We start from the raw sequence: 15,177 nt of genomic DNA, 5'->3' as shown, positions 1-15,177 counted from the left end.
AATCCCCCAATACTAAGTACATTTTCATCTGATATTCTATTGATTTATCAAGCCATAATTAACCATAAATATATAAGTATCATTCTAATTTCTCAATATTATTTCTTATCTTTGTGATTAAATGTTATCTCAATAACGACATGAGTTCGTACCAGAAAACCATCTGGTTAAGATTTTTAAGCTCAGAAAACACATAATTCTTTTATATCAATTATATATGGATAATAAGTATCAACGCAAAATCAACCATCAGATCGTAATGCCAGTTCAACAGTTCATGCAGAACGAGAAATCAGGAGGCATCATACTTGCTTTAGCTGTAATTGTAGCTCTAATTTTGGGCAATTCTCCCCTACGTTACGAATACCAGGAGTTTTTTCATCATCATCTCGGTTTTATTGTAGATGGCAAATCATATCTTAATTTTAGTTTTGAGCATTGGATTAACGATGGTCTGATGTCTATGTTCTTTTTTGTTGTTGGACTTGAATTGAAACGGGAGTTTATCGGTGGAGAACTTCAGCATATCCGTCAAGTCATTCTGCCTTCGGGTGCAGCTCTTATGGGAATGATAGTCCCCGCTTTAATATTTTTGTTATTCAATCATGGAACATCTGCTGCAAATGGATGGGGAATTCCTATGGCGACAGATATTGCTTTTGCCTTAGCAGTAATCTATCTTCTTGGCGATCGTGTTCCTCTGGCTGCTAAGGTTTTCCTCACTACACTTGCAATTGTAGATGACTTAGGATCTGTTCTTGTTATAGCCCTATTTTACACTTCAAACATTTCTTTAGTAAGTATTGCTGTGGGAGTTGCTTTTCTGTTGGTCATGTTTATAGCCAACAAAATGGGGGTTAAAAATGTATGGTTCTACGCTATTCTTGGTATTGGTGGCGTATGGACGGCATTTCTAATGTCAGGTGTACACGCCACAATATCAGCGGTGTTATCAGCATTCATGATTCCAGCAGATTCTAAAATACCAGAAGCGGCTTTTATCTCACGGTTGAAAAAGCAACTTCATCACTTTGAGGAAACGCAATCCAACGATGTTATCACTTTAGAGAAAGAGCAGGTTGAGATTATCTCAAAAGTAAAAGAGACCTCAAAAGGAGCTGTGCCTCCACTGCAGCGTCTTGAACATGGGCTACATCCATTTGTCGCATTCTGCATTATGCCCGTTTTCGCCTTGTCTAATGCCGGTATAAACTTTATTGACATGGACTTTTCAACCCTCTTCGCGTCGAATGTAGTTATCGGTGTGTTGTTGGGTCTCCTATTGGGCAAGCCTATTGGCATATTACTTTCAACATGGGTGCTAACCAAACTCAAATTGGGGAACATATCCAAAACAATGACATGGAGACAGCTCGTAGGAATAGGATTTCTAGCATCAATCGGCTTCACCATGTCAATGTTTGTCACGGCATTGGCTTTTACTGATCCCACTAACATCATTCAAGCAAAGGTTGGCATTTTCTCAGCATCTATTATCGGTGGAACAATCGGCTATTTTTTGTTACGTTCCACTTCTCATCATTCAAAAAAAACAAATGTGTTATGAAAAATATATTTCCTAAAAAAACAACTATGGTTCCACGGGTTGCATACCCAGGATTCATATCTCTCATAATTCTTTCACTTCTGTGTGCTATCTTTCCCAATCTGATGAGCGAAGCTCTGACAACTATACAGAATGCCATTTACAAAAATTTGAGTTGGGTTTACATTCTTCTTGTATCCTTTTTTCTGATATTCCTATTAATTCTAGCATTTAGTAAGATAGGAAATATTCGGCTTGGTGCAGAAAATTCCTCTCCACAATATAGTTTTTTCTCATGGATAGCAATGCTGTTTGCTGCAGGAATGGGAATTGGGCTCATGTATTTCGGAGTATCAGAGCCAATGTCTCATTATGTCAATCCTGCACTCCCTGATATGGTAAATCCTGCAAAAGAAGCACAGCTGGCAACTTTCTTTCATTGGGGATTCCATGCTTGGGCCATCTTTGCTATCATGGGACTTATACTTGCTTATTTCTCGTTCCGCTACAAATTACCACTGTCTATCCGCAGTGGACTATACCCTCTTCTTAAAGAACGCATCAATGGCCCTATTGGAGATATCGTAGATGTTTTTGCCCTTATCAGCACTTTCTTCGGCATTGCTACCTCGTTAGGATTCGGCGTAGTACAGCTAAATGCAGGTCTTGTACATCTTGGCATTCTTAGCAAGTCAAGCTTCCCATTTCAAAGTTTCATCATTATAATCGTGAGTAGTATTGCTGTAACCTCAGCCGTAGCTGGAGTTAAAAAAGGTGTTAAACGGCTCAGCGAACTCAATCTTATTTTAGCGATTCTATTATTGTTGTTCGTCTTATTTCTGGGGCCCACAACCTTTCTGTTGGGAGCATTCAGCGAAGGAATTGGTTATTATGTCAATCAGTTTGCTGACCTTACATTTAATACCTTTGCTTTTGAACAAAATGGGCGCGGATGGTTCACCAACTGGACGGTCATGTTCTGGGCATGGTGGATTAGTTGGGCTCCATTTGTTGGACTTTTCATTGCCAGCATATCGCGTGGACGAACAATTCGTGAGTACATTTTTGGCGTATTACTTGTTCCGTCATTGTTTATCTTTTTATGGATGACCGTATTTGGAAACGGAGCTATATTCTTAGACACGCACTCTGCCCATGGTGCCCTCTCGGCACTGGCTGGCAATCCTGATATTTTGCTTTTCACATTTTTTGAGCAATTCCCATTGGCTACGCCACTATGCGTATTAGCAGTATTAATGATTGCAGTATTCTTCATTACCTCTGCTGATTCTGGTATTCTTGTAATGAACAGCATTGCAACAGGCAACCGTCCCAACAGCCCAAAATGGCAAACAATTTTATGGGGAATTCTTTTGGCATTGATTTCAATAATTCTCTTGCGGGCTGGCGGTTTAAGATCTCTCCAAACAATGACCCTAATCATGGCATTACCATTTGGATTAATCATGTTTGTACTTTGCTTCTGTCTATTGCAAGCGCTACGTACTGATCAACTCTACCATGGCACTAAAATACCTTATGGTAGTCGCAATTGGGACGGAACACGATGGAAAGAACGTTTGGACCAGATTCTCTCTTTCTCGCAAAAACGTGATATAAGCAACTTCATCAAAGAGAAAGTCCATCCCGCATTCATCGAATTACAGGCTGAATTGGCTAAGAAGGGTGTCAATGCCAGTATTATAGAAGGTAATCGTGGAGGCTTATCAATAGAATTATTTATCCACTACGATCGCATTTGGAATTTTCGATATGGAGTCAGCGCTGAGGCACAACGCATATCAGCGTATATCATAGACGAAAATAATACACCCGACATCAAAAATGCCAGGCAATATATTCCCGTAACCTATTACAGCGATGGGCGTACTGGCAACGATATTCAATATCTTGGCAAAGACGAAATAATTGCAGATGTACTGCGTGAGTACGAACGCTACTTGAGTATCATGGCTGATGAAGATAAAGCGATGATGTTTGTTGATAAAAAAGAGTATAAAAAATAAAGTTACAACTATGGACTTCAAAAATTATTTCAACGCTAACCACGACTTGGAAAGTCAGGAACAAAGCGTTGCTCAAATTTCCAACGGGGTATCTTTCAAAGGAGCCAACCTCTGGATTCTAATATTCGCCATTTTAATAGCATCGCTTGGATTAAACATTAATTCAACTGCTGTTATCATAGGTGCTATGCTCATCTCACCACTCATGGGACCGATAATCGGCATGGGACTATCTATCGGAACAAATGACATAGAGCTGCTCAAACGATCTGCGCAAAACTATCTTGTAGCTACACTCATCAGTATCATCACCGCGACCATCTATTTTCTGCTTTCCCCATACCAAGGTACTCAATCAGAATTACTAGCACGTACCACACCTACACTCTACGACGTTCTAATTGCCTTTATAGGTGGCGGCGCAGGCATTCTTGCACTCTGCATACGTGACAAAGGAAATGTACTTCCAGGAGTAGCCATTGCCACAGCTTTGATGCCACCACTATGCACAGCAGGATACGGACTGGCTTATGGATACTGGGCGTTTTTTGCAGGAGCCTTTTTCCTTTATTTTATCAATACGGTATTTATTGCTTTAGGAACATTTATCGGTATAAAACTAATGAAGTTCCGTCCAAAAACTTTTCTTGACGATAAACGTTCTAAAGTGGTCCGTCGTACAATTATAGCCATCGTTGTTCTCACAATGATCCCAGCGGGTATAATGACATGGCGAATCATGCGTCAGAGTCTCTTTAACTCACAAATAAGCACATTTATCCATGAAAATTTACAATGGGAAGGGTCACAAATAGTCGCCAATAGTGTTGGCAAAGACAGTACAATTAGAGTCGTGGCTGTAGGACGAGCATTATCTAAAAACAAGATTGCCGAAGCACAAGCTGCGATCAACAACTATAGCACATTACAAGGATACAAACTGAGAGTAATACAGGGAACTGTTTCCGACAGCATCATGGCTTTAAAAAACAAACTGACCAATTATAACCTAAATAGTTCAGACCAGCAACATCTTTTGGAACAAGCAACAGTGGAGAACACTAAACTTAAAAACCAGCTTTCAGAGTATCGAAGCTACGAGCTATTGAGTCAAGATATAAGGGGTGAACTGAAAATAATTGCACCACAAGTGAAAAATATTATTCTTTCATCTACCGTTCAAGTCAGCACAGACACTCTGCCTACAAAAAGATTTATAACCGCTATTGTTGGAGTACAAAAGCCTATTAAGGAGGCCACTCGTGAACAGTTACAGAAATGGTTGAAAGAAAGAAGTCATGCTGATAGTTTAAGACTAATTATTACTAGACCGTGATCTTCCCTAATTCTATTATTAGCCGTAATAGCTGATACTATCAGTTTCACTTAATATAATAGAAGCTGAGCACATAATCTATCCTATTCTTTCCAATACTTTAAACATTGGAAAGAATTGGATAAAACAGATCAGCTTGTTCTCTACTGAATAAAGAGAACTTGTTCCTATTATTTGCGTAAACATTCTATTTCATTGAGTGGTGTTTCATAAGGTGGTTTAAATTAGCCGACAAGGTTATCTTATCTCTTTTTGGCTGATTCTCCATAAATTTTCAAGTCAAATCATTGCTTTAATTGTCTAAAATGATTATATTTGCACTATTATAGAGCCATGAAACGTATGAAAATAAATAAAAACATAATTAACCACACAAGAAATATGAACAACTTAAATGTTTACGAAAAGCGTGGACTGAAGAAATTTAGTCTATTTAGTATGATCTTCTTTTTTATGTTGCTAGTTCCTATAACTGTCAAAGCTCAAGATGATATAAAAAGCTTAGACAGTCTTGCAGATGTAGCAATAAATAACGGCAATTATGCCGGAGGCTATCTGCTAAGGACCAAACAAATAGACATGCTTTCCAAACAAGTGGACAAAAGCGATTCAAATCTCATCCTGCTCATTGCAAATCGCGGAATGTGCATGGAACGCTTAAAGAAATTTGATGAAGCATTAACGGAAGTAAAAAAGGCAGTTGAGCTTTGGACTGAATTCAAAGATTCTACAAGTTTCAACTATGCTTCACTACTTAACTATCTGAGCGTTTGCCAGATGAACGCCAATCAAATGAATGATGCTGTAGAGAGCTCACAAAGATCTATTAGTCTTCTGGAAAAAATGCCGAATAAAGATATGACTCAGTGGATGAATTTGGGATCGGCATACACTAACTTTGCAGAGACGTTGGTTAAATTACAACGTTTCAAAGACGCTATTACAGAAGAGCTGAAGGGACTGAAAATTATACAGAAATACAATGGAGATGATACTACTCCATATTTAGACGAGCTGGTCTCTCTTCAGAAGTATCTCAAAGAGTCGGGTAATGAAGCTGCAGCAGATAAGATTGCTATGCTACTGGAGGAGGGAGCTGCCGACTTGCGGGTACCTAAAGAAAAGGAGTTTGCTTCTGCCAAGGAAGCTTCAAAATATAATGCAGAAGCTTTATACTGTTCTAATTATTACCTCGATCATCCAATTACAGCCCCTAAAATGTCTGAGGCTAGTCTATTTTTTCACAATTGGAATATGCAGTCGAAAGATGTGACGGTCCCTTTTGGCGAATTTGAGAATGATATATGCCAAAGCACGTCAGGAGCACTCTGCTTTCTTGCCTATGAGGCGGGCATAATAAGCAATGGGTTGCGCTACAATATTAAATTTAATAAGACTATTTATTTGGCAGCTATAATTAAAATGACAAGGTTCTACATAAACAACAAGGATTATCTCGGCATTGTACCTCCACTTGAACCATTTGCACAGGCCTATACACCAGATAAGCTAAAAATCATGAAACTGGCAGAAGAAAAATATGAGACACTTGACAAATCCTTGAAAAAGTCTCCGAAATAGATTACTAAGGAGTTTGAAAATGAAACTATACAAATATCATTAAATGAGAACTTCTCTGTTATTCTGTTATAAATATTCCTCATCTCCACATAAATATATGGAGGAGGATATTAGAAAATAACACCTAATGATATTGCATCTTTGTTCACAACTTAATATTATTCGTGTGCCCTTGAATATAAAATCACAATAGAAACGGTGTGTCTCATAAAATAAAAATTGGAGTCTAATCAAAATGATTAGCATTTTGTCCAGCATGTTCAAATACATGTTTGAAGCCTAGATTTCTCAGTGACGATTTAAATTTTGTACATTTTGAGGCTTTCTCTGCATTTTTGGTGTTTTTTAGCTACGGAGCTACGGCAACTCGCGCAAAGCCCATAAACAGAGGGCTTGACGGCACGTAGCTAGGTCTATTTAGCTGCGGTGAGCTACGTACTAGCTACGTTATCAATTTCTGCTTATATAATGTACGTGCGATCACGCGCGCACTTAGGGTTTTGAAAAATATAAGTGTCGAAGTGTCAACTTAATGAATATCAATATTTTATCGACGAATGAGACGTCATAAAGTGACGGTAAAATGGCGGTAAAATATTGAGTTTTCCATGCGTTTCTATATAGAAATGCAACTGTTTTCATATAGAAACGCAAACGTTTCTACGATGTTTTACCTTCTAAAACATCGTAAAGTACAATGCAATATAACGTAAAACGCACTGCAAAACATCGCAAAACACCTCGAATTACTTCGTAAAACGCAATACAAGATGAGGAAAAATGTTCACCCATATTTTACCGACGAATAACCGACACTTAATGTCACTTAAAAAGTATTCTAACAATTTGATGCTCAACGAATAGACACTTCGACACTTATTTTTACGAAAAACTCTGAGTGCGCATACACACGCACGTGTGCTATCAATGTGTTACTCCCCAGTTATTAAAACTTTGGCTAACAGTCTAACCTAATTTCCATTGCATGGGCAAAAATTTTGCAGTACCTTTGCCGAGAATTCAGCGGAATCCAGCAGAACTTTAAGCACAGAAAATTCTACTCCTGTTTACTTAATCTACGTGTGCAATTTTTCAGATGCAGCCAACAGTTCTTTGACAAATTTACTTATAAAATACATTTCATCCTTAAAATGACACAAATTGACGTAGCTAGTACGTAGCTCACCGTAGCTAAATAGACCTAGCTACGTATCGTCAAATCCTATGTTTATGGGCTTTACGCGAGTTGCCGTAGCTTCGTAGCTAAAAAACAAGAAAGATATAGGGGGGCAGACTGTAATGAAGTTAGTTATATCGTAATCGTACAAAGTAAGATGAACAATTCAGTTATCTTTATCAGCATTGATGCTTAGGGTAATTAATTCTCGCAAGAAATAATGAGCGTGATTGTCTTGAAAAGGTATAACTTTATGGTTCTATTATTCATAAAAAGCACATCAGATACATTTTTTTTCATACAACACAACGACAAATAAAAATATTTGTGTACATTTGTAACGAATAACGAAAAAGAGTTGAATGGCAATCTGCGGACATCACTCGTTCACCGTGGAGAATACGAGCAAATCATAAACTCATAGCAGTCCACATGCGGAATTAATATCCTTCTCATTTACTCTTCAGGATTTCCCCTGAAGGAGGATGAAATGTGTATTTTCATGATTGCTGTTTACTTGTTATTCTCTCAAGATATTATTGAATATGTCCATATATTTGTTTTATTGAAAGGAAGTACTGATGTCTGATCCAGAAGATACTTGGCATATTGCTGAGGGGGGATAGAGCAATCTGTATCTATAAATAGAAAAGACGCAAGAACATTGTAAAAGAAGGGTTAGGTAATAAAGCAAAAGCCTCCTCTTACCAAAGATGCTGATGTTCTATCTAATTTCAAAGAGAGAATAGTAAACATGTATTTTATTCGTCAACTTACTGCATTTGATAACCATTATACCTTATTTTATCAGGGCTAGCATCATTGCCGTAAAAAAAAACTCAAAATATAATATGGAAAAACCATTTGACTATGTATTCATAGATACTTCTGTTTTTATAAAACAATCGTATTTTAAAAGAACGGAATCTGTTTATCGTTTATTTGAACTGGCTGGAGAAGGTTGGATTCGGATTCTTATGCCTGAAATAGCCAAAAGAGAATGGATAAAACACTATAATGTAGCAACAAAACTAAAGTTCGCGGAGGTAGAAAGAAAAACTATCATTATGGGAAAAACAAAAGAGGCGAATGGTTTTCTTACAGAACATGAGAAACTTGCTAATACCTACGACACGATAGTCTTGGACGCATTTAACGAACATATGAATCGAGCAAATGTAATAGAGATACCTACAAGCTATGTCTGTGATAAGCTTGAATCGGTTGTTAATAGATATTTTGCCAAAGAAAAGCCTTTTGGTGATAAGGGTAAGGAGAAAGAATTTCCTGATGCCTTTATTCTTGCATCCTTGGAGAAGTATGCGGCAGAGAATAGCATTAAACAGATTCAGATATTTTCTACTGATGGTGATATGTGTGAGTATAATAACACACTCTTTATCAATCGTGACCCAAGTGCTTATTTAAATGAATTTCTTTCGAAGCGAATTCCTGAACATGAAGAAGAAATCGAAAAACGAGAACGTGATAAGAAGGACATTACTCGCTTATTTGATTACATAAAAAATAATTCAACAGACCTAGAACCCAATATTCGTAAATATGTAGAGAAATACCTTGATGATGTATCGCGATATTCAGAGCATTTTAACTATGTTGATATTAATGAAGTGAGCATCAAAACATTGAATTTAATTAGTAATGTTAAAGATATAGAGATACTAACAGTTGAGTCAGAGTGTTTACAAGCTATCTATTATGTAAATTTGGATACTAAAATCAATATTAATCATTTTAGTGAAGAAAATAGTGTCTGGGATCCAGAAGAAAAAGGATATATATTCGAGAATTATATAGACTCAGATGTAGAAATTACCTCTACTATAAAGGTAACTATTGAAATGGATCGCACCGCATCAGAAATCAATCAAAAACCAAAGATAGATATCATAGAGATTGATACTGATGATCTACAAGATGCTATTGATGGAGATTATCCACATGGCACTTATAAGGCTACAAGAAAACTTGGCAACATAGCAATGAGTCCAACTATCCAGTCGGCAATCAAGCAAGCCCTAGAGATGCCAAAGATAAACACCCCAATAACAGCAGCAATATCATCATTATCTACTTTGCAATCAGCAGTAGATAGCCTTAAGGAACCTCTGGTTGCTCAAGGAATTCAGCAAATGTCTTTGATTAATCCTTCTATTAAAGAAATGGTTTCAGCTGCACAAGAGGTAAATAATAGCATAACGGCTAGCGCACTGATACCATCAACAGAGTTGAATATTCAAGAAGTATTGAAACAAAAAGAAAAAACAGCAGCAATATCATCATTCTCTGCTTTGCAATCAGTAGCAGATAGCCTTAAGGAACCTCTGGTTGCTCAAGAAATTCAACAAAGGTCTTTGATTAATCCTTCTATTAAAGAGATGATTACGGCTGCACAAAAGGTAAATAATAGCATAACGGCTAGTGCACTGATACCATCAACAGAATTGAATATTCAAGAAGTATTGAAACAAAAAGAAAAAACAGCAGCAATATCATCATTCTCTGCTTTGCAATCAGTAGCAGATAGCTTTAAGGAACCTCTAGTTGCTCAAGGAATTCTGCAAAGGTCTTTGATTAATCCTTCTATTAAAGAGATGGTTACAGCTGCACAAAAGGACAATAATAGCATAACGGCTAGTGCACTGATGCCATCAACAGAAGTAAATATTCAAAAAGTATTGAAAACAAAAAAGAAGTGATGGCTCAGGATGAGTTGAATTATAAAAAAGGCCATCCCGGAAGATGACCAAAATAGGGATTCCAACGATTGATAAAATTGTCCCGAAACGTACCCGATTATTTCGTTTCCGTTTGTCACAGTTTTTCTGCTATCGTTTCACTCTTACCTTATAGCTTGGAGTTTGCTTTCTTCACCCTCCACATTGGCATGTATAACTAACTGTCCCTTCAGCATTGCAAAGATAATATATTATGATTAAAATAAGAAGAAAAAAACCTAGAAAATTAGATTTATGCAGCAAAGAGTTTAAGACGTTCCCAACAGATGTCTTTGCAGACAAGAAAATAAGCAGATTAGATATGTCAAATAACCATATAACAGAAATCCCTGTTAATATCGGTGACTTGGTGAAATTGCGCTATTTACATCTTGAAAATAATAATATTACTCAATTGCATAATGGCATTTTAAATACAAAATCATTAAGAGCACTTTACCTACAAGGTAATCCTATGAAACACTTACCAGATTTTATTAAAGAGAATGCAAAGTTCTCTATTTATACCGATAATGAAATTTTCACCTATTATCCAAAAGTTGAAATAGATTACAACAAGCAAATATTGATGAAAGAAATAGGGAGTGAAGTGGATAGTATCAATAATCATAATACTATTTTCAATGAGAATGCTTCTGTGCCAACTGTTTCTGATCTCACTTTTTCCAGACATGAAGATCGCATAGGGCGTTCGCTGACTACTTGCATTCTATTTGTAGATATAAGAGACTCGGTAAAGAAAAATAGTGACCACAGATCGCAAACATTGGCACACATGTATTCTTCGTTTATATACGGGGTTCTTAGAATTGCAAAAGAATATAATGGGCATGTGCGCAATATTATCGGAGACAGGGTAATGATAGTCTTTGACGAAGCAAGTTGTTGTGATAACGCAGTACTATGTGCAGGAACTATTATGAGTTTTTGTAGTCTTAAAATGGGCAAAACCTTACCAAATGATAATTTCTATTGTGGTATAGGAATCCATTACGGTAATATAGATGTTATCAAAGTTGGCTTGTCAGTACAAGGAAATGAAAATCCCGAATACCAAAACTTGGTATGGATTGGTGAGCCTGCTAACTTAGCTTCACGGTTAACCGATAAGGCAGGCAAAGATAACATTCCTGCAGTAGTTATATCGTCAGATGTTTTTAATAGACTTACAAAAAAGGATATAAAGAAAACATTTGTTTCTGTAGATAAAAGTAAATTCAAAGATATTGATTTTAGTGTATTGGGATGTAACTTGAACATAAAGTGAAAATAACATATGGAAACATATAGAATAATATTTTTTGTAGTTTGTGTAGCCATTATAGGTTACAAGTATTATCGCCACAACAAGCCTATAAACATAAAGAGAGAAAAAAAAGCTAATGACGAAACAGCAATCACTATCCTTTCTAATGAAGATAAAAAACAGAAGGATGATTTTGAATACACTCTAGAATCTGTCAATTCTTGGATAAATAGTTGTGACCAGAAGGCTGGCATCCTACTTGCTATTGTAGGCGTCACCATAACCGTCATAGGAACAAGCGACTTTCTAAAATATCTTCGAAAATATATTTTTAATCCATTCGTAGAAAATATAACTGAGACAAGTAATCTATCTTTTTCATGGAGTAGATTTACAGTCTTCGTTCTCTTAGCCATTTCTATTGCTATACTTATTACATCATGCTATTATTTATTCCTAGCTATAAATGGAAATATTGATGATGAGAAGATACGTGAAGATCATCCTGGATTAGAAAAAACTTCATATATATTCTATGGTTCTATTAATAAGATGAAATATGAAATATTTAAGGAAGACAACATTAAATTCGTTGACGACTTAAAATCGCAAATCTATTTGAATTCTAAAATCGCAACTAAAAAATTTCAAAATTACAATAAGGGATTGTACTGGTTTAAGTTTTTACTTGTCGTTTCTATCATGTTATTTATAGCTATAATGTTTATTAAATAAAAGATGAAGATAACCAACGGAAACATAATTGCAATAGCTTTTTGGAGTGCATAAAAGATATGTTTGGAGCAAGGTTTTCTACTTTAAAGAGAAAGTATACATAGCAAACCTTTGCAAATAACTTCTAGATATATTGCAGAGTTTTCTTCATCAATAGAATAGATCGTTAAGCCTTTTATTTGAACATAGATATTGCGTTCATGATAAGTGTATTATAAAACCTTATTCAAGCATTGGCAAAATCATAATAAAGGAGTTACATTACTGTAACTCCTTTTATTATTAATAATAGTTTATTGATTATCGCTCTAAAGATCGTTTTACTTCTCACAATAAATAATAATAATAATAGCGTTTATTTTCACGTTAAAAATAAAAGCGTACCTTTGCATAAGATAAAGCTGCACTCGGCATAACATTCAAGTAAACTTGATGATTCTGCGCTCGCTGGCGATATCTTTGCATAAATTAAAGACCTTATATACCACTATAAATAATGGAACAATTACTACACTATGTTTGGAAGCATAAAATGCTGCCTTTGCATGAGATGAAGACCACTAAAGGACTCCACGTAGAAGTAATTGACTCCGGATTACACAACATGAATTCCGGTCCTGATTTCTTCAACGCTAAAATAAAAATAGATGACACTCTTTGGGTGGGAAACGTTGAGATACACGATAAAGCTAGTGACTGGTATCTACATAAACACGACAAAGACGAAAGATATAATAATGTCATTTTGCATGTTTGCGGTGATATTGATATGGAAGTTAAAAACCAAAATGGTGATTGTATTCCACAAATGCAACTTGACGTTCCTGAACATGTAACACGACATTATGCCGAACTACTTTCAACAGACAACTACCCTCCATGCTACAAGATAATACCCGAATTAAGCAACTTAATGGTTCACTCTTGGATGAGTGCTCTGCAAACGGAACGTCTTGAGCAGAAAACAGATGCCATAATAAATAGAGTTGAGCAATGTAACGGTTCTTGGGAAGCTGGATTTTTTGTTACGTTAGCACGCAACTTCGGTTTCGGCATTAATGGTGACGCATTTGAACAATGGGCTTTGAGTATTCCGCTTAACGACATTGCACATCACCGTGACAACCTTTTCCAAATAGAAGCAATATTCATGGGGCAGGCTGGATTATTGGATTTGGACACCATTCCTGAGAAATATCATCATGATGCAATTGCTGATGGTTACTTCAACAAGTTGAAGAACGAGTATCTGTATCTGAAACATAAATTCGGACTCCAACAGATTGACGGTAATATGTGGAGGTTCCTGAGATTGCGCCCGCAGAACTTTCCCCATATACGTATATCGCAACTTGCGAATCTGTATTATGCAGCTAAATGCAGCATCAGTCAAATTGTGGAATGTGATACAGTAAAAGAAGCAATGAACACGATGCACACTGGTGTGACACCATATTGGGAAACGCATTACACATTTGGTTCTGAGAGTGAAAAAAACGAGAAGCATATCTCCCCTTTCTCACTAAACCTACTGATGATAAACACAGTAATCCCTGTATTGTTCGCATACGGCAGGCATCAGAGTAAAGAGAAATATTGCGACCGAGCATTCGATTTTTTGGAACAACTGAAAGCAGAAAACAATCATATCGTAAGGATGTGGAAAGAATGCGGACTGAAAGTTGATAATGCAGGAGACTCACAAGCTCTCATCCAACTAAAAAACGAATACTGTGACAAGAAGAACTGCCTGAGGTGCAGAATAGGATATGAATATCTTAAAGGCGAAAAAATAGGCTAGAATAACATCTAATCATTAATATTTTACGCTAGGGGGATTATTCTAGTTTACTTATATATCCAATTTAAAATAAGAACAATATGACAGAAGAGGAAAGAATATTTGCAGGCAAGTTATTTGATGCTCGCACTAAAGAACTGCGTGACATTAAACATAAGACTCATGAACTATGCCGAAAATATAATCTTATGGATGAATATGACAAAGCCAGATTGCCAATTATTAAAGAGTTTATAGGAAGTATTGGAGAGAAGTACTATTTTCAAGGTCCTATACAATTTAATTACGGAACTCATACTTTCATTGGAAATAACTTCTTTGCAAATTTCAATCTCATGATAATGGATGATGCTCGTATTTATATCGGCGATAATGTTATGTTTGGTCCTAATGTATCTCTCATGGCAACTAATCATCCACTGATAGCCGAAGAGCGTACGGCTATGAAATATGAAGATGGCCATGTGTCTGTTTCTGAATATGCCGATGAGATTCATATTGGCAATAATGTATGGATTGCATCAAATGTAGTCATTTTAGGAGGTGTTACTATCGGTGACGGAACTGTTATCGGTGCAGGCAGTGTCGTAACAAAGGATATTCCTGCAGGCTATGTCGCATTCGGCAGCCCATGCAAACCGAAAAGAAAGATAACGGAGGCAGACAGCAAAATAGACCTTTTATAATGATGAGTAGTGTTTATATCGTAAGATGTTTTAATGCAAATTCCTAGAAATAGATGAGAAATTATAAAGACCAATGGCTGTTATATAAAAATAGACACTGGTAATAAATAAACAGATGCGATATCTGAATATAGTAAAAAAACATATTGAATTATTGAAGGACATATATAAAAAGCCCCTACATCAGCGTTATAAACATATAAATAACAAAGACAATGAAAAAAAATGTTTTTGGGAATAGGGGTAAAATACAAAATACATGTTATATAAGTAGAACAGATAA

General features: G+C 36.3%; 9 protein-coding genes. All 9 read left to right on the top strand.

Annotated features, from left to right (window positions below; translation table 11 throughout):
• Positions 1–217: 217 nt before the first annotated feature.
• The 9 genes from nhaA to prwr041_RS13750 all read left to right on the top strand — a co-directional run bounded on the left by nhaA (position 218) and on the right by prwr041_RS13750 (position 14,894).
• Positions 218–1,567, top strand: a complete 1,350-nt coding sequence (gene nhaA, locus prwr041_RS06270; protein ID WP_207155474.1) for a Na+/H+ antiporter NhaA — start codon at positions 218–220, stop codon at positions 1,565–1,567.
• Positions 1,564–3,573 carry a BCCT family transporter gene (locus prwr041_RS06265; RefSeq protein WP_207155473.1) on the top strand — a complete coding sequence of 670 codons (2,010 nt, stop codon included), beginning with the start codon at positions 1,564–1,566 and terminating at the stop codon, positions 3,571–3,573. Before nhaA ends, prwr041_RS06265 begins: the two co-directional genes overlap by 4 nt.
• A gap of 10 nt (positions 3,574–3,583) precedes the next feature.
• Complete coding sequence (locus tag prwr041_RS06260) at positions 3,584–4,909, top strand: TIGR00341 family protein (RefSeq protein ID WP_207155472.1); 1,326 nt, start codon at positions 3,584–3,586, stop codon at positions 4,907–4,909.
• A 381-nt stretch (positions 4,910–5,290) separates the two neighbouring features.
• A complete protein-coding gene (locus prwr041_RS06255; RefSeq protein WP_237072318.1) occupies positions 5,291–6,490 on the top strand; it encodes a tetratricopeptide repeat protein in 1,200 nt (399 codons plus the stop codon).
• 2,028 nt (positions 6,491–8,518) lie between these two features.
• Positions 8,519–10,387 carry a PIN domain-containing protein gene (locus prwr041_RS06250; RefSeq protein WP_207155470.1) on the top strand — a complete coding sequence of 623 codons (1,869 nt, stop codon included), beginning with the start codon at positions 8,519–8,521 and terminating at the stop codon, positions 10,385–10,387.
• A gap of 232 nt (positions 10,388–10,619) precedes the next feature.
• Positions 10,620–11,693, top strand: a complete 1,074-nt coding sequence (locus prwr041_RS06245) for an adenylate/guanylate cyclase domain-containing protein (protein ID WP_207155469.1) — start codon at positions 10,620–10,622, stop codon at positions 11,691–11,693.
• A 9-nt stretch (positions 11,694–11,702) separates the two neighbouring features.
• Positions 11,703–12,407 carry a hypothetical protein gene (locus prwr041_RS06240; RefSeq protein ID WP_207155468.1) on the top strand — a complete coding sequence of 235 codons (705 nt, stop codon included), beginning with the start codon at positions 11,703–11,705 and terminating at the stop codon, positions 12,405–12,407.
• 496 nt (positions 12,408–12,903) lie between these two features.
• On the top strand, positions 12,904–14,208 hold the full coding sequence (locus tag prwr041_RS06235; protein WP_207155467.1) for a DUF2851 family protein: 1,305 nt from the start codon (positions 12,904–12,906) through the stop codon (positions 14,206–14,208).
• Between the two features lie 80 nt (positions 14,209–14,288).
• Positions 14,289–14,894, top strand: coding sequence for a sugar O-acetyltransferase (locus prwr041_RS13750; RefSeq protein ID WP_207155466.1), 606 nt, complete (start codon positions 14,289–14,291; stop codon positions 14,892–14,894).
• Positions 14,895–15,177: the final 283 nt, after the last annotated feature.

The organism is Prevotella herbatica (genome assembly GCF_017347605.1).
In the GTDB taxonomy this organism is placed as follows: domain Bacteria; phylum Bacteroidota; class Bacteroidia; order Bacteroidales; family Bacteroidaceae; genus Prevotella; species Prevotella herbatica.
This window is presented reverse-complemented; position numbering and strand designations above follow the sequence as displayed.

What these genes read in the sequence shown, in the direction of transcription:
- nhaA (WP_207155474.1), top strand. Translation starts at nt 218, where the DNA reads ATGGATAATAAGTATCAACGCAAAATCAACCATCAGATCGTAATGCCA.
- prwr041_RS06265 (WP_207155473.1), top strand. Translation starts at nt 1,564, where the DNA reads ATGAAAAATATATTTCCTAAAAAAACAACTATGGTTCCACGGGTTGCA.
- prwr041_RS06260 (WP_207155472.1), top strand. Translation starts at nt 3,584, where the DNA reads ATGGACTTCAAAAATTATTTCAACGCTAACCACGACTTGGAAAGTCAG.
- prwr041_RS06255 (WP_237072318.1), top strand. Translation starts at nt 5,291, where the DNA reads ATGAACAACTTAAATGTTTACGAAAAGCGTGGACTGAAGAAATTTAGT.
- prwr041_RS06250 (WP_207155470.1), top strand. Translation starts at nt 8,519, where the DNA reads ATGGAAAAACCATTTGACTATGTATTCATAGATACTTCTGTTTTTATA.
- prwr041_RS06245 (WP_207155469.1), top strand. Translation starts at nt 10,620, where the DNA reads ATGATTAAAATAAGAAGAAAAAAACCTAGAAAATTAGATTTATGCAGC.
- prwr041_RS06240 (WP_207155468.1), top strand. Translation starts at nt 11,703, where the DNA reads ATGGAAACATATAGAATAATATTTTTTGTAGTTTGTGTAGCCATTATA.
- prwr041_RS06235 (WP_207155467.1), top strand. Translation starts at nt 12,904, where the DNA reads ATGGAACAATTACTACACTATGTTTGGAAGCATAAAATGCTGCCTTTG.
- prwr041_RS13750 (WP_207155466.1), top strand. Translation starts at nt 14,289, where the DNA reads ATGACAGAAGAGGAAAGAATATTTGCAGGCAAGTTATTTGATGCTCGC.